The following is a 22,180-nucleotide window of genomic DNA, read 5'->3' on the forward strand; positions in this document are numbered from 1 at the left end:
GTCATGCTTGCGGGCATGACGCTGTTCCACGCGCTCGTCGTGCTCCATGTCGCCACCGGGGTGGTGGGGCTGACGGCATTCTGGGGGCCGATCGTCACCAGAAAGGGCGCCCAGCCGCACCGCCGCTGGGGCCGCGCGGCGTGTTACGGCTTTCTCGGCGCAGGCGCGCTGGCGATCTGCATGGCGCTCTTGTCGCTCTACGGGCCGGAACATCGCCACCCCGAAATCACCGACCGGACGCTTTATGAGGGGCTGTTCGGGTGGATGATGCTCTATCTTGGCACGCTCACCATCGGCTTTGTCGACTATGGCCTTGCCGTGGTGAAGCACAGCCGGAACCGGCACGCCTTGCGTTCCCTGCGCTATCAGGCGGTGATCGCGGCGGTGATCGCAAGCGGCGCGTGGTGCGGCTATTTCGGCTGGCAGGTCGGCCATCCGCTGATGGTGCTGGTGGCGGTTATCGGCATTGTCTCGATGGTGATCCAGCAGCGCTTTATCTGGCAGTCCAGTGAGCCGCCGCGCCAGACCTATGTGGGCGAACACTTCCGCGCGCTGATCGGGATGGGGATTTCAGCCTATACCGCCTTCCTCTCGGTCGGGCTGATCCGGCTGGTGCCCGAACACGTCTTCAATCCCGCCATCTGGGCCGGGCCGAGCGTGATCGGGGTGAGCCTGATTATCTACTTCACCCTCAAGGGGAAAAAGGCGGCCACGCCCCGCCCGTCAGGGGTGCGTCCACATCCGCAATAGGTTGGCGATGGTCTTGTCGAGCGTCAGCAGTTCGGCCGACTGGCTGGGGAGTTGCTGGCGCAGCGACTGGCGCAGGTTTTCGAGATCGAACAGCATCTCGCGCTGCGCCTGATCGGCCAGCAGGCTCTCGATCCAGCCGACACACACGATGCGTTGCCCGCGCGTCACCGGCTTGACTTCATGGATGCTGCCCGAGGGATAGAGCACCAGATAGCCCGCCTCGCCCTTGACCTCCTGGGTCATGCCTGCGGTGTGGATCACCAGCTCGCCGCCGTCATATTCGTGCGGGGGCGTGAGGAACAAGGTGAAGGACAGATCGGTGCGCAGCCGCTGCGGCCCGTTGCCCATCAGCGCATTGTCGACATGGGCGCCGTATCGCCCGTCCACCCCGGTGCGGCTGATGATCAGCGGCGAAAACCGACGCGGGCGCGCGGCGGCCTTGATCACTGCGTGGTCGTCGATCAACCGCGCCAGATCCTCGCGCAGGCCCCGGCCCGCCGGGCCTTCGAGCACGGCCTGTTCGTTGCGCTTGACCTCACGCGCGACGGCGCCCGCCGTCTCGCGCCCGTCGCGCCATTCAAGCAGGGCAATGCGCTCGGCGATCGCGGCGCGGTGTTCGGCATCGGGAATGGCGTTGATGACAAGGATCATGGTGCGCCGGTCTAGCGCCTGAGGACGCCCTCGGCCAGCAGGCGATTGACCCCGGCCGCAACCGCATCGGGGCCAAGCTCTTCGCCGCCTCCCCACACGACATAGCGCAGGCCGACAAACACGTTCATCCCCATCAGCGCCCAGGCCTCAAGCTCGCCCAGATCGCCGCGCATTTCGCCGCTCGCAGCCCCGGCGCGCAAACGGTCGGCGATGCGCGCGGCGATGGTTTCGTAGTGTTCGCGGTAGCTCGCCGGATCGACGAATTCCGCCTCGTCGATGATGCGGTAGATTTCCTTGTGTTCGGCGGCAAAGCGCAGGAAGGCCGCCAGCGCCGCGCGTTCGATTTCCAGCGCGCCCATGCCGTCATGCAGCGCCGATCGCGCGCTGGTGCGCACCTTTTCGCTCATGTCGGCAACCAGCGCGCGGAACAGTGCGTCCTTGCTGTCGAAATAGGTGTAGAAGCTGCCCAGCGCCATGCCGGCCCGGCGGGTGATCGAGCTGACCGAGGCTTCGTGGAAGCCCTTCTCGCCAAACTCCTCCGCCGCCGCATCGAGCAGCTTGCGCAAGGTGCGGCGCCCGCGCTCGGTACGCGGCGTCTTGGCGTCTTCGACTATGGTCGCGGTGCCCGGACTGTTGCCCATCAGCTACTCCCTCCACGCTTTCGGTAGGCCGCGCAAGCCCGGCGCACAAGTCTAAACTTGAAAGGTGGTTCAACTTTCAATATTGGTGTCCACACAAGAGGGCCAGGAGAGGAAACACCCCATGACCAAGATGCTTTACGTCCGCGCCGCGCTGATGGCCGGAACCGCCGGACTTGCCGCCTTTGCCGCGCCCGCCATGGCGCAGGACAGCGCCGCCGATATTGCCGCAGCTGCCGAAGACGTCGCCGATGCCGCCGCTGAAGAAGAAGGCGTGATCTACGTCACCGCCCGCCGCCGCGAGGAACGCCTGATCGATGTGCCGCTGTCGGTCACTGCCCTGTCGGGCGATGAGCTGATCAAGCAGGGCGTGCAGGATATTGTCGCGGTTGCCCAGCAGGTGCCGAACATCACGCTCGAAGTCAGCCGCGGCACCAACACCACCCTCACCGCCTTCATCCGCGGCGTCGGCCAGCAGGATCCGGTCGCCGGTTTCGAGGCAGGCGTCGGGCTCTATGTCGATGACGTCTACCTCAACCGCCCGCAGGCCGCCGTGCTTGATGTCTATGATGTCGAGCGCATCGAAGTGCTGCGCGGCCCGCAGGGCACGCTCTACGGGCGCAACACCATCGGCGGCGCGATCAAGTATGTCACCGCCCCCCTGCCTGATGAAACCGCGGTCAAGATCCGCGGCACCTATGGCTCCTACGATCAGGCCGATCTGATCGTCACCGCCTCGACCCCGGTCACCGACAATCTGAAGATCGGCGCGAGCGGCGCGCGGCTTTCGCGCGGGGGCTTCGGCGACAACCTGACGCTGGGCACCGAGAACTACAACAAGGACGTCTGGGCCGCGCGCGGCACGATCGAATTCGACAACGGGCCGCTGATGGTGCGCCTGTCGGGCGATTATGTGAAGGACAACAGCGAGGCGCGTCAGGGTCACCGCTTCATCCGTAGCCTCGTCAGCGGCGCGCCGGTGCTCGATGATGTGTTCGACACCCGCGCTGGTCTCAACATCGTCGATCAGGAAGTCGAGGCCTGGGGCGGCGCGCTCAACATCGCGCTGGAACTCAGCGACACCGTGACGATCAAGTCGATCACCGGCTACCGCGAGGACAAGTCGACCACCCCGATCGACTTCGACAGCCTCCCCGCCGTCGACCTCGATGTGCCCGCGATCTACAACAACGACCAGATCAGCCAGGAACTCCAGCTGCTCTATGAAGGCGACAGCCTGTCGGGCGTGCTGGGCTTCTACTACCTCGATGCCAATGCCTTCACCGCCTTCGACGTGGCGCTGTTCACCACCGTGAACGGCCTCACCGCGCAGACGCTGGGCGACGTCAACACCAAGACCTGGTCGGTGTTCGGCGACTTCACCTACGACCTTTCCGACACCATCAGCGTCTCGGTCGGCGGGCGTTACACCAATGACAAGCGCAACAGCCGGGTGCTGCGCACGACCTTCCTGGGCGGGTTCTCCAACCTGTTCGGCGGCACCGGCGTGGCAGCGGCGGTCACCAGCAACTTCAACGGCAGCGCGACCTTCAAGGACTTCAACCCGCGCGCCTCGATCAGCTGGCAGCCGGACGCGAACAACAACGTCTATTTCACCTATTCGCAAGGCTTCAAGGGCGGCGGGTTCGACCCGCGCGGTCAGACCACCGCCTGCCGCAATCCGCGCGGCGGTGCCTGCACCCCGCAAGAGGTGTTCGACTTCATGGCCTTCGACCCCGAAACGGTCGACAGCTACGAAGTGGGCTACAAGGCCTCGCTGCTCGACAACCGGTTGAACATCTCGATCGCGGGCTTCCTCGGGCAGTACAAGAACGTCCAGATCCCCGGCTCGGTCGGCTTTGATGCCAACGGCGACGGGGTGAACGAAAGCTTCATCGGTATCACCAGCAACGCAGCCTCGGCTGACGTCAACGGGATCGAGTTCGAAGGCAACGCGCTGGTCGGCCGCGACTTTGCGGGCGAAGGCAGCCGCTTCAGCGTCAACTGGTCGCTCGGCGTGCTCGATGCCAAGTTCAACACCTTCATCGACAATTTCGGCCGCGACGTCGCTGACCAGCGCGTGTTCCAGAACACGCCGGACATCACCGCGCACATGGGCTTCAACATGGGCCTGCCGGTGGGCGGGGGCATGATGGATTTCATCGGCCTCGCCTCGCTCCGGTCGGATGCGAGCCAGTTCGAAGTGCCCAACCCCTTCCTCGATCAGGACGGCTTCGTGCTGGTCGATGCGAGCGTCGTCTACACCGCCGACAGCGGGCTGTTCTCGATCGGGCTGCACGGCAAGAACCTGTTCAACAAGGAATATATCGTCGCGGGCTACAACTTCGTCGCTGGCGGCGTGGGCGGTGCGCCGTTCATTCCGACGCTGGGCCGCGAAGGCACGCTGACCGGGTTCTACGGCGATCCGCGCCGCGTGTTCGTGACCGCGCAGATCAACTTCTGATCCTCACCTCCCCTGAGGGGCGGCGGCCTCTGATACACCACCGCCGCCCCTTGTTTCCCTTTCCTTTGGCCCTTCCCTTGGATTGTCGGAGCGGGCATAGGCGCTGCCCATGCACGACATTCGCTTCATCCGAGAAAATCCCGAGGCCTTTGACGCAGGGTTGGCGCGGCGCGGGCTTGATCCGCTCGCCAAGGCGCTGATCGTATTGGACGAGGAACGCCGCGCGGCGACAACCGCCGTGCAGGTCGCGCAATCGCGCCGCAACGAGGCGTCGAAGCTGATCGGCGCGGCGATGGCCAAGGGCGACAAGGACGGGGCCGAGGCGATCAAGGCCGAAGTCGCCGCCTTGAAAGACCATATGCCCGCGCTGGAAGCCCGCGCGGATGAACTGGCGGGCAAGCTGAAAGAACTGCTGGAAGTCATCCCGAACCTGCCGGGCGCGGACGTGCCCGATGGCGCGGGCGAGGAAGAGAACGTCGAAGTCTCCCGCTGGGGAACGCCGCGCGAATTCGACTTCACCCCCAAGGAACACGCCGACATCGCCCCGGCGCTGGGCATGGATTTCGAAACCGGCGCAAAGCTCTCGGGCGCGCGCTTCACCTTCCTGCGCGGCGGCATGGCAAGGCTCCACCGCGCGCTCGGCCAGTTCATGCTCGACGTGCAGACCGGCGAGCATGGCTATGCGGAGTGCAACCCGCCGGTGCTGGTGGGCGACGATGCCATGTATGGCACCGACAAGCTGCCGAAATTTGCCGAGGACAGCTTCAACACCACAAATGGCCGCTGGCTCATCCCCACCAGCGAAGTCTCCCTCACCGCCAGCGTCTTGGGCGAATTGCTCGACGAGGCCGCCCTCCCCATGCGCCTCACCGCGCTCACCTTGTGCTTCCGCTCCGAGGCGGGCGCGGCGGGGAAGGATACGCGCGGGTTCATCCGCCAGCACCAGTTCGAAAAGTGCGAGCTCGTCAGCATCGTGCGGCCGGAGGACTCCGAGGCCGAGCACCAGCGCATGGTCCGCGCCGCCGAGACCATCCTTGAACGCCTCGCCCTGCCCTATCGCAAGCTGCTGCTGTGCACCGGCGACATGGGCTTCGGCGCGCGCAAGACCTATGACCTTGAGGTCTGGCTGCCGGGTCAGGGCGCCTTCCGCGAGATCAGCTCGTGCTCGAACACCGGCGACTTCCAGGCCCGCCGCATGAACACCCGCTACCGTGTCGCGGGCGAGAAGAAGACCGAGTTCGTCCACACCCTCAACGGCTCCGGTCTCGCGGTCGGGCGCACGCTGGTGGCGGTGATCGAGAACTACCAGAACGCCGATGGCTCCGTCACCGTGCCCGACGTCTTGCTGCCCTACATGGGCGGCCTGACCAGATTGGAACCCGCCTCGTAATGCGCATCCTCCTCACCAATGACGACGGCATCAACGCCCCCGGCCTCAAGGTGCTGGAGGAAATTGCGCGCCAGTTCTCCGACGATATCTGGATCTGCGCCCCTTCCGAGGAGCAATCGGGCGCGGGCCACTCGTTGACGCTGACCCGCCCCGTCCGCCTGCACAAGCATGGCGAGCGGCGTTTCGCGGTCAGCGGCACGCCGACCGACAGCGTGATGATGGCCCTGCGCGAAGTCATGCCCGATGCGCCCGACATCATCCTCTCAGGGGTAAACCGCGGCGCGAACCTTGCCGACGACATCACCTATTCGGGCACGGTCTCGGCCGCGATCGAGGGCGCGCTGGCGGGGATCCGCGCGATTGCCTTCAGCCAGGTCTATGCCCGCGAAGGCATGGGCGACGAGGTACCCTTCGGCGCGGCGCGCGAATGGGGGCCGAAAGTGCTCGCCCCCCTGATCGACGCGCCGATGGCCGAGCGCACGCTCATCAACGTCAACTTCCCCGCGCGTCCCGCCGAGGAGGTGAAGGGCATCCGTGTCGTGCGGCAGGGCTTCCACGACTATTCGCGCGGCACCATCGTCGAAGGCCGCGATCCGCGCGGCTATCGCTATTTCTGGTTCGGGCTCGACCAGATCGAGCACACGCTGGATCACGGCACCGACCTCGAAGCGATCGAGGAAGGCTTCGTCGCGGTCACGCCCTTGCAGCTCGATCTCACCCACTATTCGACCATCGGCATCCTCGCCGAACGCTTCGCCGACTGATGGCAGACGAGCCAAGCCGCAACCCGTTCAAGCGCAAGGCGCTGCTCGCCGATCAGTTCCGCCCGCTGCGGCGGCAGGTGAAAATCCCGGTCTGGGGCGATCTCAGCCTGCGCATGGGCGCGGCTTTCGTGCTGATCGCCTTCGTCATCGCAGTCCACTGGCTCGACCGCGACGGGCTGAAGGACGGGCATGACGGCGTCATCAGCTTCCTCGACGTCGTCTATTTCACCATGATCAGCATCACCACCACGGGCTTTGGCGACATTGCCCCGATCTCAGACCGCGCGCGGCTGATCGAAGCGGTGATCGTGACCCCGGTGCGGATCGCGGTCTTGTTCATCTTCGTGGGCGCGGCCTACGATTTCGTCATCAAGCGCAGCTGGGAGAAATGGCGCATGGCTCGCATCCAGGAACAGCTGACCGATCATGTCGTGGTGCTCGGCTATGGCACCTCCAACAGCGAGAGTGTCGGCGAGTTGATCGAACGCGGGGTCGACCCGCGCACCATCGTGGTGATCGACCCCTCGGAAGACCGTCTTGCCGCAGCCGAAAAGCTCGGGGTCAACGTGATGGCCGCCGATGCGACCCGCGACGAGACCTTGAAGGCCGTCCGGATCAGCCAGGCATCGAGCGTGCTAGTGAGCGCGGGCCGCGACGATACTTCGATCCTGATCGTGCTGACCGTGCGCCACCTCGCCCCCAAGGTGCCGATCAGTGTGGTCGTGCGCGCCGACGACAATGAACTGCTCGCGCGGCAGGCAGGGGCGAACAACGTCATCAACCCGGTGCGTTTCACCGGCCTCCTGCTGGCTGGCAGCGTCAAGGGGGCACACATCGCCGACTACCTCGCCGACCTCGCCAGCGTCGGCGGCCGGGTGCAGCTCGTCGAGCGCACCGTGACCGAGGCGGAATGCGGCAAATCGCTGGCCGAACTCACCAGCGGGGGCAAGGGGCTGCGTGTCTATCGCAACGGCCGCGCCATCGGTTTCTGGGAGGATGCATGCCAGTCGCTCGAACCCGGCGACGTGGTGGTCGAGATCGTGCCGACCGCGACGCGTGAGAGCGGCGTCAGCTCCTGAACCACACGAACACCCCGCCCATCGCCGCCATGCCGATCAGGAAATGTCCGGCATCGATCAGGAACAGCGCCAGCGGCTTCCTCTGGTGGAGGTAGTTGATCCCGACCGCTGGAATCATCACCCCGCCCGCGAAGCCGACCGACATCATCATCACCACGTGCTGCGGCGGATCGGTGCGGGCCAGCAGGTGCCACAGCACCATCGCGATCAGCATCTCGAAGGCGAAGGTCAGCGCAAAGATCAGCGCCATATTGCCTTCGCGCAGCTGGGTGTTCGAAAGCCCCGCCGCACGCTGCCACGGCTTGGCAAAGATCACCCCGTACCACAGCGCTCCCACCGCAAAGAAGGCGAGCGCCCCCGACAGCACTGGCCACAGGGCGAAATCACTCATGCGCGGGTCTCCCAGATCAGATCACGTAGGCGAATTCTTCCTCGGCCGGTGTCGCCTTGCGTCCGCGCATCTCGGCGTCGAGCTGCACCACGGTGCGGCTCGCGGTCTTGACGAAAACGCCGGGCACCACCGCATGAACCATGCAGGCCAGCCCGCCTGCCACCATCCGCGCCCCGAAGCTCAGGGCGGTGCGGGCGTGCTGGCCGTAGGTCTCGCCGATGGCGCGCGGGTGGTCGGTGAAGAGCTTTGCGATCATGGCGCGCCTTTTGCCCGTCCGGCGCGGCTGCGGTCAAGCCTAGCGCTAAGGCCGCACACAGTGTAGGGGCCGCGCCGCAATGAACACCCCCACCATCCTCCCCGATCAGAAGAAGATTGGCATGGTCAGCCTCGGCTGCCCCAAGGCGCTGGTCGATTCCGAGCGCATCCTGACCCGCCTGCGCGCCGATGGCTATGCCTTTGCCGAGGACTACGCGGGCGCCGATGTGGTGCTGGTCAACACCTGCGGCTTCCTCGATTCCGCCAAGGAAGAAAGCCTCGCCGCGATCGGCGAGGCGATTGCCGAGAATGGCCGCGTGATCGTTACCGGCTGCATGGGCGAGGAAGCCGACGCGATCCGCGCCGCGCATCCCAGCGTGCTGGCGGTGACGGGCGCGCATCAATACGAGCAGGTTGTCGAGGCGGTGCACACCCACGCGCCGCCCAGCCAAGGCCCGTTCGTCGACCTGATCCCCCAACCGTCCGACACCGACATCAAGCTGACCCCGCGCCATTACAGCTACCTCAAGATTTCCGAGGGCTGCAACCACTCCTGCGCCTTCTGCATCATCCCGTCGCTGCGGGGCAAACTCGCCAGCCGCCGGATCGATGCCGTGCTGCGCGAAGCGGAAAAGCTGGTCGCGGCGGGGACGAAGGAACTCCTGATCATCTCGCAGGACACCAGTGCCTACGGGGTCGATATCCGGCACGAGAGCCGGACATGGCAGGGCCGCGAAGTCCGCGCCCACATGACCGACATGGCGCGCGAACTGGGCCAGCTGCGCACGGCTGAAGGCCATGCGCCGTGGGTGCGGCTGCACTATGTCTATCCCTACCCGCACGTCGATCAGGTCATCCCGCTGATGGCCGAGGGGCTGCTGACCCCCTATCTCGACATCCCGTTCCAGCACGCCAGCCCCAAGGTCTTGAAGCTGATGCGCCGCCCGGCAAACGAGGCCAAGGTGCTCGAACGGCTCAAGTCGTGGCGCGAAATCTGCCCTGATATCGCGATCCGCAGCTCCTTCGTGGTCGGTTTCCCGGGTGAGACGGAGGAGGACTTCCAGTATCTGCTCGATTGGCTGGAAGAAGCCCAGCTCGACCGCGTCGGTGCCTTCCGCTTCGAGCCGGTCGAGGGCGCGGCGGCCAATGCCCTGCCCGATCACGTGCCTGAAGCCATCAAGGAAGAACGCTACGCCCGGATCATGGAAGTGACCGAGCGCATCAGCGCCGCCAAGCTTGCCGCCAAGGTCGGCCGCACGCTCCCCGTCATCATCGACGAGGTGGGTGAGCCCGACGAGGACGGCGACATTGGCGCAACGGGGCGCTCTCAGGCCGACGCGCCCGAGATCGACGGGGCGGTGTACCTGCGCAGCGTCCCCGAAACGCTGCGGCCCGGCGACATCGTCAACGTGGCAATCGAGGATGCCGACGCCCACGACCTGTTCGGCGTGATCGCGCGTTAACGCCTCACCCCTGCCCGTCCCCCACAGGGACGCAACGCGGTTAGCCTCTGGCAAGGCGGCGGTTAACGCGGCATAACCTTGCGCATGATCCGGAACCTTGCTGTCTCGCTCGCCCTGCTCGCTGCGCCTTATGGCGTGGCAGCGCAGTCCAATGCCGATCAGGCCGCCAATGCCGCAGAAGCGGTCGCGGCCCGGGCGACGGGCACCTTCGAGCGGATCGATCCCGATAGCGGGATGCCCGCCGCCGATGATGCCGCGGCCGTTTATGCTGGTCTCCCCCCCTTGACCGAGGCGCCGGCCGCGCTGCCCGAGGTCGAGCTGCCGCCCGCGCCAATGATCGAGCCTGCCATCGAAGAGGCACCGCGCGGCCCGGCTGCGCGGATGATTGCCGCGCCGGAAGAACCCGCACCCGCGCCGGTCGTCGTCGCCGAGGCCGCGCCCGTGCTCGCCGCGCCTGCCCCTGCACTGACACCGGTCAGCAGTGATCCCTTCGTCATCAAGTCGATCCTGCCGATCGAGGGCAGCATCCGCTATGGCGACTGGTTCTGGGACGAAAGCGCCGCCCCGCGCACCGGCAAGCTGGTCATCACTGTCGACCTCCATGCCCGCGTCATCAGCGCCTTTCGTGACGGGCACGAGATCGGCACAGCCGTCGTGTTGCTCGGCACGCAGGAACACCCCACCCCGCTCGGCACCTTTCCGATCCTCACCAAAGAGCGCGACAACGTCTCCGAGAAATACAACAATGCGCCGATGCCCTTCACGCTGCGGCTGACCTGGGATGGTATCGCGATCCACGGCTCGCCGGTGATGAACGGCTATGCCAGCCACGGCTGCATCGGCGTGCCCGACGAATTCGCCGCCAAGCTGTTCGCCGCCGCCAGCCGCGGCGACAAGGTGATCATCACGCGGGGCAAGATGGTGGGCGTGGGGGACAAGATTCTCTAGCTTCCGGCCACCTTCCCCGGCCTGGTCAGACAACCCCGGTCAATTCACGCTGCCGCGCACCGGCTCGGGCCGGAAACGCCAGACGCGCATGGGGACGCCGACCTTTTCGACCCGCTCGACCCCCGGCACGGCCAGCACCCCGCCGAGGGACGCGTTCTCGCCCGCCCACAGGCGCTCCCATGCGCGGGCCGCCTCGGCGCGGGTGGCGTGGCCGCCCAGTTCGCGGATGATCCTGAGGATCGTTTCAATGGCGATGATGCGCGGGACATTGGCGCAATAGCTGAAGCCGGGGGTGCCGATATCGCTCACCTCGCGCATCACCATCTCGTGCCAGTCAAGCTCGGCATACCATGCGAGCGCTTGCCACGCCTCGCCCAGATGCGCGGCGCTCGCGGCGATCTGGAGCGGATCGAGCCATTCAGCCCCGGCGAGGGCTGCGCGCATCCGGGCGCGGTCAAAGGCGAGGTTGGTGTTGCTGGGGTCGTCGGCAGGCGTGATCCCCGCCGTTGCAACCACCGCCGCCAGATCGGCCTTGCGCCAGCCGAGCACGGGGCGGATGAGCGGAATGTCGCAGCCGGGCAGCGTGCCCTGCGCCCGCACCCCGGCAAGGCCCGCGATCCCGCTCCCCCGATTGAGGCGCATCAGCAGAGTTTCGGCCTGATCATCGGCATGGTGCGCCGTCGCGACAGCGCCAAGCCCCGTGTCCTCCGCCCAGCGCGCCAGCGCGGCGTAACGGGCGGCGCGGGCTTCCGCCATGAGGTTGCCGGGCGCGAGCGCCACGGTGAGGGCGGTAAAGGGAATGCCCTGCTCGCGCGCGATCCGTCCGACCAGCGCGACCTCGGCGGCGGCTTCAGGGCGCAGGCCGTGATCGATACTGGCAACCGCTACCTGCCCGGGCAGCGCCTCGGCGGCGAGCAGCAGCAGGGCCAGACTGTCCGGCCCGCCCGACACGGCCAGGCCGAGCGGCCCCGCGCGGTCTTCCTCGGGCCAGAGCGCCGCCAGATCGGCGGCAAAGCGCGCGGTTACTTGCACTTCACCTTGGCGACGCTGGCCTTGTATTCATCGGCCAGACGGCCGGTGGCGAGCAGCGGATAGGTCTCGCCGAATTCGGCGAGCGCGATGCAGGCCTTGGCGTTGTCGCCCAGCGCGATCATCGACTTGCCGAGATAGAGAAGGCTATCCGGCGCGCGCTCGCCCGCCTTGTTGGCCTGGTAGTTCTGGTAGAACCACTGCGCCGCTTCCTTGGGCATATTGTCGTCGAGATAGGCGCGGCCCAGCAGGTTGCGGCCAAAGCTGATGCGCGGGTGATTGGGGTAGGCCTTGACGAACTTGTCGAGCTGCTGGCGCGCTTCGGGATAGAAGCCGGCGTTCCACAGACGGAAGCCGTAGGAATATTCGTCATCCCCTGCGTCGGCGGTTTGCGGCTTGGCAATCGCCTGCACGGCAGCAAGCCTTGCGGCGCTGGGCGCGGCGACGGGGGGCGTGGTGGTCGGGGCGGCGGGCTTGGGCGCCGGCGTCGGCGTGGTCGTCACGGCAGGCTTGGGCGCCGGCGTGACTGTTGCGGGAACCGTCGTGGCAGCGGTGGTCGAGACCGCAGGCTGGCTCGCCGGGAGCACCGGAGCAGGCGTGATCGGCGCATTGGCCGCGGTCTCCAGAGCGGCAACCCGCGCCTCCATCTGCGCGAGCGCATTCGCCTGTTCTTCCGACCGCGCGGTAAGGCGCTGCAATTGCCCTTCGAGCGCATCGAGCCGCACGAGAATATCGGTCACCGCTGTCGCTGCGGGAACGCCGCTGGCGATGGTGGGGGGCGTTGCGGTCGGGGTCGTTGTCTCGCCGCCCGGGCCGATCTGGGGCTCGAAGAAGCGTCCGTCGCCGCCGGGGAAGACCTTGCGCTGCAGCGCGCGCACCTCGGCCTCGACCTTGCGCAGCCGGGCTTCGGCCGAGGCGGCGGTGTCCTGCGCATTGGCGGCCATCGGAGCGAGGCTCGCGAGCGTAGCAGCGGCCAGCGCGGCACCGGCAAGGCGGCGTGCCCCTGTCCGGCTGAGGGTGATCCGGTGGGCGGCGGTTCGCAGCGGCGAAGTCATGGCGCGTCAGGCTCCCTGGCAGTGGCCGCACATCCGTGGCGCGGCGCGTATGAATATTTCCGGTATCCCTGCCCCGCACAGCGATTGAAGTCGAGTGCGGCAGGCTCCCTAATCAACGGGAAAAGGGATCAGCCCTGCGGTGCAGGCGCCGCTTCGGCGGCCGGGGCAGGCTCGCTGGCGGGTGCAGCCTCGGGGACGGTGATGGTGGTCGGCGCAGGCCGAGGCACGGTGCTGCGGCGGCGCGCTGGGGCCGGAGCCGGCGCGCTGAGCGGCACCACGCCGCCGGGCATCGGCACACCGCTGGCCATCGCCGCCGGGGTGGTGCCGCGCGCCAGCAGCGCCGCAGCCGATACCGGCACGCCCGAAATCGTCTCCGGCTTGTCCGACAGCTTGGCGACCGCCTGCCCGCCAATCGTGACCGACAGGGCATCGGGCCGCCCGGTGTTGATGCGCGGATCGGCTGCCGTGGCAGGCACCGTTACCGCCTCACCCAGCTTGAGCGCGCGTTCGAACAGGCGTTCGCCGCCCTCCTCGTAAAGCCGCAGCCACACCCCTTCTTCCAGCGCAGTCAGCACCACCGGGCCGCTCGCTGCCGGCGTGGTTGCAGCCGCAGGCTTGGCGGCGACAGCGGCAGGCGTGGCGCTTGCCGCCGGTTCAAGCAGCGAGCCCGGCTCGGTCCCGGCACCGAAATAGGCACGGTAGAAGGCGAAAACGCCAAGCGCGAGAACCAGCACCGCCCCGCCCATCGCCCAGGCAAGGCCCGAGGAAGGCAGGCGCGCCGGATCGCCCGGCTCAATCCCCGGCGAAGGCAGCGCGCGCCGCAGCGAGCCATCGGCGAGTTCGGCGCGCACCATGTCGGTAATCTCGGCCGGATCGAGCCCCACCGCCTTGGCGAAGGTGCGCGAAAAGCCGATCGCATAGGCGCGGCTCGGCAGTGCCTCGTAGTTGTCGCCCTCGATCGCTTCGAGATGGCGCAGCGGAATCCGGGTCTCGGCGGCGACGTGCGCCAGATCGAGCCGCAAGGCCTGCCGCGCGGCGCGCAGGCGGGCGCCGGGGCCGTCAGCCAAAGACGTATCGTGCGCGGTATCGCCGCTGGTGGTGTTTTCGCTGTCCATGACCCGGATCCGCGCCGTCTTTGCGAGGCTTGCTGTATGTTGTGAGAGAGGCGTTGTGAATCGTCCTTGAACGGGACTCACCCTGCGCGGAGCGTCCTGTCAAGCGTGACGATAGCACACTGCCGCACGCCTCGCACGTGTCTCGGCCAACCGTGCCTCAATCATACTCGATGTCCCGCGCGTCGGCCCAGGCCGACAATTCCTTGCGCAGATTGAGCGACGGGTCGGCCAGCCAGCCGGTCATCGCTGCGGTCAGTTCGGCCAGATCGACCTTGCGCACCAGTTCCTTGATCGGGCCGACGGCGGCAGGCGTGATCGAGAGGCGGCGATAGCCGATCCCCATGAGCGCCAGCGCCTCCAGCCTGCGCCCGCCCATCTCGCCGCAAACGCCGATATCGACCCCACTGCCGACCGAATTCTGCATCACCCGGCGCAGGAACCGCAGGATCGATGGGCTGAGCCAGTCATAGCGCTCGGCCAGCTTGGGGTTGGCACGGTCGGCGGCGAACAGGAATTGCGTAAGATCATTCGTCCCGATCGACAGGAACGACAGCCGCGGCAGCAGCAGATCGAGCACTTCGGCGAGCGCCGGCACTTCCAGCATCGCGCCGAAATGAATGCGCTCTGGCAGCAGCTTCTTCTGCGCGCGCAGGAAGGCGAGCTGTTCGTCGAAGACGGCCTTGGCGGCATCGAATTCCCACGGCTCGGACACCATCGGGAACATGACATAGAGCGAACGCCCCGCCGCTGCCTCCAGCAGCGAGCGCGCCTGCACCTTCATCAGCCCTTCGCGTTCCAGCGCAAGCCGCAGCGCGCGCCAGCCCATCGCCGGGTTCTCGTCCTGCGCGGCGATTTCGCTGGCGAGATAGGGCACCGACTTGTCGCCGCCGATGTCGACCGTGCGGAAGATCACCGGCTTGTCGCCCGCGGCATCCAGAACATCGCGATAGAGCCGCGTCTGGCGCTCGCGCTGCGGCAGCGTCGCTGAAACGAGGAACTGGAACTCGGTGCGGAACAGGCCGACGCCGTCCGCGCCGGTCATGGCGAGCGCGCTCATGTCGTCGCGCAGGCCGGCATTCATCATCACCTGAATGCGGGTGCCGCAGCGGGTGAAAGGCTCGACGTCCTTGAGCGCGGCATAGGCGGCCTGCTTTTCGCGGCTCTTGGCAAAGCGCGCCTGAAAGGCGTCAGCCACCTGCGGCAGGGGGCGGATGATCGCGGTTCCGGCGCTGGCATCGAGCAGCACTTCGTCGCCTTCGCGGATGGTGGTGCGCACGCCCTTGGTGCGGCCGATCACCGGCACATTCATCGCCCGCGCCACGATCACCACGTGGGCGGTGAGCGAGCCTTCCTCAAGGATCACGCCCTTCAGACGGCGCTTGTCATACTCAAGCAGTTCGGCAGGGCCGAGATTGCGCGCGATCAGGATCGTGTCCTTGCGCAAGCCTTGCGATGCTGCCGTGCCCACTTGCCCGGCGACGATGCGGATCAGGCGGTTGGCGAGATCCTCCAGATCATGCATCCGGTCAGCGAGCAGCGGATCGTCGATCTCGCGCATCCGCATCCGGGTGTGCTGTTGCACGCGCTCGATCGCGGCTTCGGCGGTGAGGCCAGAGTCGATCGCCTCGTTGATGCGCCGCGACCAGCCTTCGTCATAGGCGAACATCTTGTAGGTTTCGAGCACCTCTTCGTGCTCGCCCCCCACGCCGAATTCGGCCTGACTGGCAAGGTTGTCGATCTGCTCGCGCATCCGGTCGAAGGCGCGGTAAACGCGGTCGCGCTCGGCCTCGATATCCTGCGCCATGACCTGCGTGATCTCGACCCGCGGCTGGTGATAGACCGCCTGGCCCGCCCCCAGCCCCTTGACCAGCGTGAGGCCGGTCAGCGTCTGCGGCCCGGTCATCTCGGCGGTCAGGCCAAGCGCCTGTTCCTCGTCGATCAGTTCGGCATTGGCGATCAGTTCGGAGAGCACCATCGCGGTGGTCTGCAACGCCTCGATCTCGACCTCTTCATAGCGGCGCGGCTCGACATGCTGGACGCACAGCACCCCCACCGCACGCTCGCGATAGACGATCGGGACACCGGCAAAGGAATGGAACTTTTCCTCGCCGGTTTCGGGGCGATACTGGAAATCGGGATGGGCCTTGGCCTCGGCGAGGTTGAGCGTCTCCACCTTCTTGGCAATGGCGCCGGTCAGGCCCTCGCCAATCGCCATGCGGGTGACGTGAACCGCGCTCTGGTTGAGGCCGCGGGTGGCGAAGAGTTCGAGCATCCCTTCGCGCAGCAGGTAGATCGAGCAGACTTCGCTCGACAGGCATTCACCGATGATCTCGACCACCTGATCGAGCTTGCCCTGCGCGTGCATACGCGAGGCCATCACCTCGGTCAGGCGGGTCAGGATCTGGCGGGCGGCAGCTGCGGCGGTCATCGCCTCACGGTGTATTCAAACCGCGCGGCAAATGCAAAAGCCCTGTACGAGCGCCGCGCGCCACACGCCGCCCGCCCACGATCGGTCAGAAGCGTGGCCCCGCCGTCAGACGGCGGACATTTCCTCCTTCAGTCGCAGCTTCTGTTTCTTGAGAGACTGGATCGTTGCGGTGTCGGGCACAGGCCGGGCCATTTCTTCGCGCAGGCGGGCTTCAAGGCCGGCGTGCTTGCTCTGAAGGGCGTGGAGGTGAGACAACACTGCGGTCGATGCCATAAGGCGTTCTCCTGTAGAAGCGGGGGAATGCCCCCGGACAGGCGACTCGGCATAGGGTGCGGCCGAGCCGCAGGTTCGAAAGAACCACACCAAGGCTAGGTTGCAAAGCCCTGATGAACCCTTAAGCGGCGTATCCGTAGCCGTCTGCGACGAATGGCTACCGGGGATGACCGCCGCCGACCGGCGCGAAATCTGCGCAAGGCATCTACCCAAGCCCTGCGGGAACGCGTAGCGGGCGTGTCAGTTGGGGCCGCAAATGGCGATGACAGCGCGAAAGGGATCAGGGGCGACATGACCGAGCAGGAGCTCAGGAAAACGCTCGAATTGCTCAAGACCGAGCACCGCGACCTCGATGCCGCGATCACGGCACTGACCGATGCCGCGCGCGCCAACGCCAGCGCCGATATGCTCCAGATCGCGCGCCTCAAGAAGCGCAAGCTGCGCCTCAAGGATCAGATCGCGATTATCGAGGATACGCTGCTGCCGGATATTATCGCCTAGGTTTCGCGCCATCGAACGCGCCGCGCGAACATACTTAACGCGCCGCTAATTCTGTTCCCTGAAGGGACGGATGTGAAAATTGTTTGGAAAGTAACCATAGCAATATGGCGGGCAGACGCAGGGCAGCGTAATCTCCCGCTCCATGGCTCGCACCAGCAATCTTTCGCGCCCGATCATTGAGGCGCTCTACACCGAAGCGCTCGTTCTGGCGGACGAGGTGCGCGCCGTGTTTGCTGCGGGTGTGCGCGAACCGATGGTCGGGGAAGACGCCTTCGTGCGCCTCGCGCTTTCGACCGAAGGCCTCAAGACCACCACGCGGATGATGCACGTGCTGGCCTGGCTGCTCAACCAGCGCGCGCTGTTTTCCGGCGAGCTTTCGGAAAATCAGGTGCGTCTGCATGGCGCGCTGCCGCCTGACCGGGCGTCGGACGAGGCGCAGCTGGCGCTGCTTGAACCGGAAACCCGCGAACTGATCGCCGATACCGAAAAGCTGCACCAGCGCATTGCCCGGCTCGACGAGGCATGGCGCGCACATTTCGACATGGCCTCACCCGTGCGCGCGTTTCAGGATCGCATCGGACGGGAATTCGGCCGGTTCGGATAATAGGCCAGCGCGGGTGGCGCAGGCCCGTCCCGCACCGCCCCGCCTAGACAATCACGCCGCCGCGAGCGCCTTGCGCCAGGCCGCCAGCCGCGTCTCGCGCACGTCATCAGCCATCGCCGGTTCAAAGGTCGCCAGCCGCCCGCGCATGGCCTGTGCGGCGCTCGCCAGATCGGGATAGAGCCCCGCCCCCGCGGCCGCCAGCATCGCCGCGCCGAGCGCCGTGGTCTCGACAAAACCGGGGCGCTCGACCCTCACCCCCAGCACGTCGGCCAAGTCCTGCGCCATCCAGTCATTGGCTGCCATGCCGCCGTCGATGCGGAGCGTCTGCCACGGCGCGCCGTCGGCGGTGAAGGCGGCGCACAGGTCGTGGGTCTGGTGCGCCATCGCCTCCAGCGCGGCGCGGGCGAGATGGGCCTTGCCGCTCGCAAAGCTCAATCCTGCGATCACCCCGCGCGCCTCCGCCTGCCAGTGCGGCGCACCGAGGCCCGACAGGGCGGGAACGATCACCACCCCGCCGCTATCGGGGATCGAGCGGGCGAGCGCTTCGGTCTCCGAGGCGACCTCGACGATCCCGAGCGAATCGCGCAGCCACTGAACGAGGCTCCCGGCGACGAAAACCGAACCTTCGATGGCATAGGTGCGCTGGCCCTCGATCTGGGTCAGCACCGTGCCGAGCAGGCGGTTCTGCGAACGCGGGATGCGGCTGCCCTGACAGGTCAGCACGAAGGCGCCGGTGCCATAGGTCGCCTTGGTCTGCCCCGGCGCAAGACACGCCTGCCCGATGGTCGCCGCCTGCTGGTCGCCCGCAAGGCCGGTGATCGGAATGGCGCGGCCGAACAGATCGGGCGCGGTCATCGCGAGCGGACCGGAGCAATCGACCACCCCCGGCAGCGCGGCCAGCGGCACGCCGAGCAAGTCGCACAGCCCCTCGTCGAACTGCGCGTCTTCCAGCCCCATCAGGAGCGTGCGGCTGGCGTTGCTGGCATCGGTGATATGCGCCGCCCCGCCGGTCAGCTTGAAGGTCAGCCAGCTTTCCACCGTCCCGAAGGCGAGCGTGCCCTTGTCCGCCGCCGCGCGCACATCGGGCACATTGTCGAGCATCCAGCGCATCTTGGTGCCCGAGAAATAGGGATCGAGCAGCAACCCGGTGCGCGCCTGGACGCCGGCTTCGTGGTGCGCGGCGCGCAGCTCGGCGCAGAAGGGCTCGGTGCGGCGATCCTGCCAGACGATCGCGTTGGTCAGCGGCTCGCCGGTCGAGCGATCCCACGCCACCACGGTTTCGCGCTGGTTGGTTATGCCGATGCAGGCAATGCTCGCCGCCCCTCCCGCCTTGGGGATCACCTCCAGCGCGCAGGCGAGGGTCTTGTCCCAGATCTCGCGCGGATCATGCTCGACCCAGCCGCTTTGGGGATAGTGCTGCGTCAGCGGCGCCTGCGCGCTGGCGACCAGCACGCCGTCGGAGGCGAACAGCATCGCGCGGGTGGACGTCGTGCCTTCGTCGAGCACCAGAATATAGTCAGACATCGCGTATCCCTCTCTCCGGCGTGACATCTGCCATGGTGCCCGCCATATGCAAGGCCATGGTCACCATCCCTCCCCAACCCTGGCCCACCGGGCTTGCCGAAGATGTCGAGCCGCTCGTCAAGCGCGTGCTGGCGCCCAACCCCTCGCCCTATACCTTCACCGGCACCCAGACCTATGTGGTGGGGATGGCGGACGGCCCCGACTGCGCGGTGATCGACCCCGGCCCGGAGGAGGCCGATCACATCGCCGCGATCCGCGCTGCGGTGGGGAGCCGGAAAATCCTCGCGATCATGTGCACCCACACCCACCGCGACCATTCCCCCGCCGCAGCGCCGCTGGCGGCGCAGACGGGCGCGCCCATCGTCGGCTGCGCGCCCTTGATGCTGCAAGTCGCCGGGCCGCGTTCCGATGAGGCTTTCGATCCGACCTATGCGCCTGACCGCGTGCTCGCCGATGGCGAAGGGATGCGCGGTACCGGCTGGACATTGACCGCCGTCGCCACGCCCGGCCACACCTCGAACCACCTGTGCTTCGCGCTGGAGGAGAGCGGCGCGCTGTTCACAGGCGACCATGTGATGGGCTGGTCGACCAGCGTCGTCATCCCGCCCGATGGCGACATGGGCGATTACATGGCGAGCCTCGAAAAGCTGATGGCGCGCGATGACCTGCGCTATCACTCCGCCCACGGCGCGGCGATCGAGAAGCCCAAGCAGCTCGTGCGCGGCATGATCGGCCACCGCCGCCAGCGCGAAAACCAGATCCTGCGCCTGCTGGGCGAGGGGGATCACACAGTTGATACGCTCGTGGCCAAGATGTATGTCGGGCTCGATCCGCGGCTGACCGGCGCGGCAGGAATGTCGGTCACTGCGCATTTGCTGGATCTCGAGAAACGAGGCCGGGTCGCAACCTTCGAGGATGTTTGGAGATTGCGACAATGACAATTCTCGGGCGCGCGTCGGCCTTTCGGCGGGTTCTTGGTCTGGCAGCCGGACTGGCATTTGCCGCAAGCACATCGCCGCTGGCAGCACAGAGCCCCGCACAGTTGCTGGCACAGCTGAGCGAACAGACCGCGCTCGATGACCAGTGCAAGGTGCTCGATGCCGACCAGCGCCGCGCAATCGATCTATTTGCTGACGAACTGCGCACCACCCTCTCCGATGCCGACAAGGCCGCGATTGACGGCTGGCTGCCGGGGATGCGCAGCAATCTGGCCGCCATCGCCTGCACCGACCCCCGTGTCGTCGCGGCGGCAGGACAGGCCAAGGCCATCGGCACGGACCGGCAGATGGTGTGGGCCGCGCGCGTGCAGGCCGTTGCCGCCCTGCGCGGTGAAACGCTGTGGGCGAGCATGGGCGATGTCTCGGGCCTCAAGCGCACGGCGGCCGACGCCGTTCTGGCCGACCTTGCTGCGCGCAATCCGGCAGCAGCGCAGCAGTTTCGCACAGTCGCCAAGGCAGAAGCGACCCGCGCCCTTAGCGTGCTGTGCCCCTCGATGAGCATCAATGCTGGCAAATGCCCCGCGCTGGCTCCCGCAGCCACCCCGCCCGAAGTCCAGTTTGCGCGGGCGTGGCTGGAACGGGTCGAGCAATATGCCGCGCAGATGCCCGGCGCCAATGCTGATGGAAAACCGGTGCTGCCGGCGGGCGTTGCGAATTGGGAACAGCTTTATGCCGTCATCCCGCTCGATCTGGCGCTGGGCCTGTTCGGGATGCCGATGACCTGCGATGCAACCAACCATGTCGTGCGCCTCGACGGGCCGGTGCCGACCGACATGATGGCCAACACGCCTGCCACCATCTTCCGCGCGCGCGACGGCATCGAGCAAGGGCGCGGCGAGGTCAGCCCCAGAGGCATGACGCTGATACTCAAGGGCAAGTGGGTCGAAACGCTCGGCAGTTCGTCAATGGGTCTTGCGCGCTGTCAGGTCGCACCCTGATCGGCGCGGCTTAAGGCAGGCCGGATCATTCTTGCACTTGAGGCAGGATCGTGTTGAACCCTGCACCGGGGCGCGCATCGGGGGATCGGGGTAATGGCCACATTGGCAAATCGCGGCGCAGGCTCGCAAGGGACGCGCTTCTTCACCATCATGGCCTTCGTGATGGCCGGCGTTATCATCGCCGGGTTCAGCCTCAATCTGGCGATGGGCCGGTCGAGCTTTGCCCTGCCGCTGGCGTTCCATGTCCACGGGCTGATCTTCATGGGCTGGCTGGCGCTGTATCTGGCGCAGGTGGTGACCATCGCCGCCGGGCAGAAGGCGCTCCACCGCCAGCTGGGCCGGATCGCCTATGTCTGGATCCCGGCGATGGTCGCGGCCGGGGTTATGATCATTCTCGTCTCGGTGCGCGGCACCGGCGGGCCGTTCTTCTTTGCGCAAAACGAGTTCCTGATCAGCAATCTCGCCGGGCTGCTGGTGTTCGGCGGGCTGGCGCTGTGGGCTCTGAGAGTGCGGCGCTACACCGGCTGGCACCGGCGGCTGATGCTGGTGGCCATGAGCGCGCTGACGGGCCCGGGCCTCGGCCGCCTGCTGCCGATGCCGCTGCTGATCCCCTACGCCTGGCCGATCGCGGTCGGCGCAAGCTTTACCTTCGGCGCCATCGCGATGCTGGTCGATTGGCGCAAGCATGGTCAGGTGCACCCGGCCTATTGGTGGGGCATGGGGATCAATGTCGGCGCGTTCCTTGCGTCGATGGCGCTGGCCTATTCGCCGCTGGGCTACAGCATCACCGAGGCGGTGATCGCGGGCACGCCGGGTGCCGCTCGCCCGATGCAGGCCTTCCTGCCGCCGGGCTTCGTGATGTAGGATTTCGCTCGATAATCGCAGGCCAGCGCCTATATCAGCGGCTCTTGAGTTTACGGGG

General features: G+C 66.8%; 22 protein-coding genes. 12 read left to right on the forward strand and 10 right to left on the reverse strand.

Translation table 11 applies throughout. The features are described from left to right. The first annotated feature begins 15 nt into the window (after window positions 1-15). Window positions 16-750: a hypothetical protein gene (locus PS060_RS02280; protein WP_273985164.1), complete on the forward strand. Its 735-nt coding sequence runs from the start codon at window positions 16-18 to the stop codon at window positions 748-750. On the opposite strand, the gene PS060_RS02285 is transcribed toward PS060_RS02280, so the two are convergent. After that, on the reverse strand, window positions 724-1,401 hold the full coding sequence (locus PS060_RS02285; protein WP_273985166.1) for a Fe2+-dependent dioxygenase: 678 nt from the start codon (window positions 1,399-1,401) through the stop codon (window positions 724-726). The genes PS060_RS02280 and PS060_RS02285 overlap by 27 nt on opposite strands. A gap of 11 nt (window positions 1,402-1,412) precedes the next feature. Continuing rightward, entirely contained in the window at window positions 1,413-2,042 is a 630-nt protein-coding gene (locus tag PS060_RS02290; RefSeq protein ID WP_273985167.1) for a TetR/AcrR family transcriptional regulator, read from the reverse strand. Between the two features lie 121 nt (window positions 2,043-2,163). Here PS060_RS02290 and PS060_RS02295 point away from each other — a divergent pair, with 121 nt between their 5' ends. The 4 genes from PS060_RS02295 to PS060_RS02310 all read left to right on the forward strand — a co-directional run bounded on the left by PS060_RS02295 (window position 2,164) and on the right by PS060_RS02310 (window position 7,736). After that, complete coding sequence (locus tag PS060_RS02295; protein ID WP_273985169.1) at window positions 2,164-4,503, forward strand: TonB-dependent receptor; 2,340 nt, start codon at window positions 2,164-2,166, stop codon at window positions 4,501-4,503. Between the two features lie 109 nt (window positions 4,504-4,612). Continuing rightward, window positions 4,613-5,893 carry a serine--tRNA ligase gene (gene serS, locus PS060_RS02300; protein WP_273985171.1) on the forward strand — a complete coding sequence of 427 codons (1,281 nt, stop codon included), beginning with the start codon at window positions 4,613-4,615 and terminating at the stop codon, window positions 5,891-5,893. Next, window positions 5,893-6,657, forward strand: a complete 765-nt coding sequence (gene surE / locus PS060_RS02305; protein ID WP_273985172.1) for a 5'/3'-nucleotidase SurE — start codon at window positions 5,893-5,895, stop codon at window positions 6,655-6,657. Before serS ends, surE begins: the two co-directional genes overlap by 1 nt. Then, a complete protein-coding gene (locus PS060_RS02310; RefSeq protein WP_273985174.1) occupies window positions 6,657-7,736 on the forward strand; it encodes a potassium channel family protein in 1,080 nt (359 codons plus the stop codon). Before surE ends, PS060_RS02310 begins: the two co-directional genes overlap by 1 nt. Here PS060_RS02310 and PS060_RS02315 read toward each other — a convergent pair. Together PS060_RS02315 and PS060_RS02320 are read right to left on the reverse strand one after the other, a co-directional pair. Next, window positions 7,726-8,127, reverse strand: a complete 402-nt coding sequence (locus PS060_RS02315; RefSeq protein ID WP_273985175.1) for a DUF1761 domain-containing protein — start codon at window positions 8,125-8,127, stop codon at window positions 7,726-7,728. The genes PS060_RS02310 and PS060_RS02315 overlap by 11 nt on opposite strands. A gap of 16 nt (window positions 8,128-8,143) precedes the next feature. Then, the gene (locus PS060_RS02320) at window positions 8,144-8,383 is read right to left on the reverse strand and encodes a DUF6356 family protein (RefSeq protein ID WP_273985177.1); all 240 of its coding nucleotides are present in this window, start codon (window positions 8,381-8,383) and stop codon (window positions 8,144-8,146) included. A gap of 79 nt (window positions 8,384-8,462) precedes the next feature. Between PS060_RS02320 and rimO the strand changes: the two genes are divergently transcribed. Together rimO and PS060_RS02330 are read left to right on the forward strand one after the other, a co-directional pair. Continuing rightward, window positions 8,463-9,845 carry a 30S ribosomal protein S12 methylthiotransferase RimO gene (gene rimO, locus PS060_RS02325; protein ID WP_273985178.1) on the forward strand — a complete coding sequence of 461 codons (1,383 nt, stop codon included), beginning with the start codon at window positions 8,463-8,465 and terminating at the stop codon, window positions 9,843-9,845. A gap of 84 nt (window positions 9,846-9,929) precedes the next feature. Next, window positions 9,930-10,793, forward strand: coding sequence for a L,D-transpeptidase family protein (locus PS060_RS02330; RefSeq protein ID WP_273985179.1), 864 nt, complete (start codon window positions 9,930-9,932; stop codon window positions 10,791-10,793). Window positions 10,794-10,832: 39 nt separating this feature from the next. Here the strand turns inward: PS060_RS02330 and tilS are convergent, their stop codons facing one another. From tilS to PS060_RS02355, 5 genes are all read right to left on the reverse strand, one after another. Continuing rightward, window positions 10,833-11,825, reverse strand: coding sequence for a tRNA lysidine(34) synthetase TilS (tilS, locus tag PS060_RS02335; RefSeq protein WP_273985181.1), 993 nt, complete (start codon window positions 11,823-11,825; stop codon window positions 10,833-10,835). Further along, a complete protein-coding gene (locus tag PS060_RS02340; protein WP_273985184.1) occupies window positions 11,816-12,877 on the reverse strand; it encodes a tetratricopeptide repeat protein in 1,062 nt (353 codons plus the stop codon). The genes tilS and PS060_RS02340 overlap by 10 nt, the downstream gene beginning before the upstream one ends. Window positions 12,878-13,005: 128 nt before the next feature. Beyond that, window positions 13,006-13,992, reverse strand: a complete 987-nt coding sequence (locus PS060_RS02345; RefSeq protein ID WP_273985186.1) for a helix-turn-helix domain-containing protein — start codon at window positions 13,990-13,992, stop codon at window positions 13,006-13,008. Window positions 13,993-14,149: 157 nt separating this feature from the next. Continuing rightward, window positions 14,150-16,420, reverse strand: coding sequence for a phosphoenolpyruvate--protein phosphotransferase (gene ptsP / locus PS060_RS02350; RefSeq protein WP_273985187.1), 2,271 nt, complete (start codon window positions 16,418-16,420; stop codon window positions 14,150-14,152). Between the two features lie 105 nt (window positions 16,421-16,525). Continuing rightward, window positions 16,526-16,693, reverse strand: coding sequence for a YdcH family protein (locus tag PS060_RS02355; RefSeq protein ID WP_273985189.1), 168 nt, complete (start codon window positions 16,691-16,693; stop codon window positions 16,526-16,528). Window positions 16,694-16,984: 291 nt separating this feature from the next. Between PS060_RS02355 and PS060_RS02360 the strand changes: the two genes are divergently transcribed. Further along, window positions 16,985-17,194 (forward strand): YdcH family protein, encoded by a 210-nt coding sequence (locus tag PS060_RS02360; RefSeq protein ID WP_273985190.1) that lies wholly within the window; start codon window positions 16,985-16,987, stop codon window positions 17,192-17,194. Between the two features lie 142 nt (window positions 17,195-17,336). Further along, window positions 17,337-17,798, forward strand: coding sequence for a DUF1465 family protein (locus PS060_RS02365; protein WP_273985192.1), 462 nt, complete (start codon window positions 17,337-17,339; stop codon window positions 17,796-17,798). Window positions 17,799-17,849: 51 nt separating this feature from the next. On the opposite strand, the gene glpK is transcribed toward PS060_RS02365, so the two are convergent. After that, the gene (gene glpK / locus PS060_RS02370; protein WP_273985194.1) at window positions 17,850-19,322 is read right to left on the reverse strand and encodes a glycerol kinase GlpK; all 1,473 of its coding nucleotides are present in this window, start codon (window positions 19,320-19,322) and stop codon (window positions 17,850-17,852) included. 56 nt (window positions 19,323-19,378) lie between these two features. On the opposite strand from glpK, the gene PS060_RS02375 reads away from it, so the two are divergent. The 3 genes from PS060_RS02375 (at window position 19,379) to PS060_RS02385 (ending at window position 22,122) form a co-directional block, all read left to right on the forward strand. Continuing rightward, window positions 19,379-20,260, forward strand: coding sequence for an MBL fold metallo-hydrolase (locus PS060_RS02375; protein ID WP_273985196.1), 882 nt, complete (start codon window positions 19,379-19,381; stop codon window positions 20,258-20,260). Continuing rightward, window positions 20,257-21,258 carry a hypothetical protein gene (locus PS060_RS02380; RefSeq protein ID WP_273985197.1) on the forward strand — a complete coding sequence of 334 codons (1,002 nt, stop codon included), beginning with the start codon at window positions 20,257-20,259 and terminating at the stop codon, window positions 21,256-21,258. Before PS060_RS02375 ends, PS060_RS02380 begins: the two co-directional genes overlap by 4 nt. Before the next feature lie 93 nt (window positions 21,259-21,351). After that, on the forward strand, window positions 21,352-22,122 hold the full coding sequence (locus PS060_RS02385; RefSeq protein ID WP_273985199.1) for a hypothetical protein: 771 nt from the start codon (window positions 21,352-21,354) through the stop codon (window positions 22,120-22,122). Window positions 22,123-22,180: the final 58 nt, after the last annotated feature.

This window comes from Erythrobacter sp. BLCC-B19, assembly GCF_028621955.1.
Classification (GTDB): domain Bacteria; phylum Pseudomonadota; class Alphaproteobacteria; order Sphingomonadales; family Sphingomonadaceae; genus Erythrobacter.

Excerpts from the sequence above, each read along its gene's own strand:
- PS060_RS02280 (WP_273985164.1), top strand. The coding sequence starts at position 16 with ATGACGCTGTTCCACGCGCTCGTCGTGCTCCATGTCGCCACCGGGGTG.
- PS060_RS02285 (WP_273985166.1), bottom strand. The coding sequence starts at position 1,401 with ATGATCCTTGTCATCAACGCCATTCCCGATGCCGAACACCGCGCCGCG.
- PS060_RS02290 (WP_273985167.1), bottom strand. The coding sequence starts at position 2,042 with ATGGGCAACAGTCCGGGCACCGCGACCATAGTCGAAGACGCCAAGACG.
- PS060_RS02295 (WP_273985169.1), top strand. The coding sequence starts at position 2,164 with ATGACCAAGATGCTTTACGTCCGCGCCGCGCTGATGGCCGGAACCGCC.
- serS (WP_273985171.1), top strand. The coding sequence starts at position 4,613 with ATGCACGACATTCGCTTCATCCGAGAAAATCCCGAGGCCTTTGACGCA.
- surE (WP_273985172.1), top strand. The coding sequence starts at position 5,893 with ATGCGCATCCTCCTCACCAATGACGACGGCATCAACGCCCCCGGCCTC.
- PS060_RS02310 (WP_273985174.1), top strand. The coding sequence starts at position 6,657 with ATGGCAGACGAGCCAAGCCGCAACCCGTTCAAGCGCAAGGCGCTGCTC.
- PS060_RS02315 (WP_273985175.1), bottom strand. The coding sequence starts at position 8,127 with ATGAGTGATTTCGCCCTGTGGCCAGTGCTGTCGGGGGCGCTCGCCTTC.
- PS060_RS02320 (WP_273985177.1), bottom strand. The coding sequence starts at position 8,383 with ATGATCGCAAAGCTCTTCACCGACCACCCGCGCGCCATCGGCGAGACC.
- rimO (WP_273985178.1), top strand. The coding sequence starts at position 8,463 with ATGAACACCCCCACCATCCTCCCCGATCAGAAGAAGATTGGCATGGTC.
- PS060_RS02330 (WP_273985179.1), top strand. The coding sequence starts at position 9,930 with ATGATCCGGAACCTTGCTGTCTCGCTCGCCCTGCTCGCTGCGCCTTAT.
- PS060_RS02340 (WP_273985184.1), bottom strand. The coding sequence starts at position 12,877 with ATGACTTCGCCGCTGCGAACCGCCGCCCACCGGATCACCCTCAGCCGG.
- PS060_RS02345 (WP_273985186.1), bottom strand. The coding sequence starts at position 13,992 with ATGGACAGCGAAAACACCACCAGCGGCGATACCGCGCACGATACGTCT.
- ptsP (WP_273985187.1), bottom strand. The coding sequence starts at position 16,420 with ATGACCGCCGCAGCTGCCGCCCGCCAGATCCTGACCCGCCTGACCGAG.
- PS060_RS02355 (WP_273985189.1), bottom strand. The coding sequence starts at position 16,693 with ATGGCATCGACCGCAGTGTTGTCTCACCTCCACGCCCTTCAGAGCAAG.
- PS060_RS02360 (WP_273985190.1), top strand. The coding sequence starts at position 16,985 with ATGACCGAGCAGGAGCTCAGGAAAACGCTCGAATTGCTCAAGACCGAG.
- PS060_RS02365 (WP_273985192.1), top strand. The coding sequence starts at position 17,337 with ATGGCTCGCACCAGCAATCTTTCGCGCCCGATCATTGAGGCGCTCTAC.
- glpK (WP_273985194.1), bottom strand. The coding sequence starts at position 19,322 with ATGTCTGACTATATTCTGGTGCTCGACGAAGGCACGACGTCCACCCGC.
- PS060_RS02375 (WP_273985196.1), top strand. The coding sequence starts at position 19,379 with ATGGTCACCATCCCTCCCCAACCCTGGCCCACCGGGCTTGCCGAAGAT.
- PS060_RS02380 (WP_273985197.1), top strand. The coding sequence starts at position 20,257 with ATGACAATTCTCGGGCGCGCGTCGGCCTTTCGGCGGGTTCTTGGTCTG.
- PS060_RS02385 (WP_273985199.1), top strand. The coding sequence starts at position 21,352 with ATGGCCACATTGGCAAATCGCGGCGCAGGCTCGCAAGGGACGCGCTTC.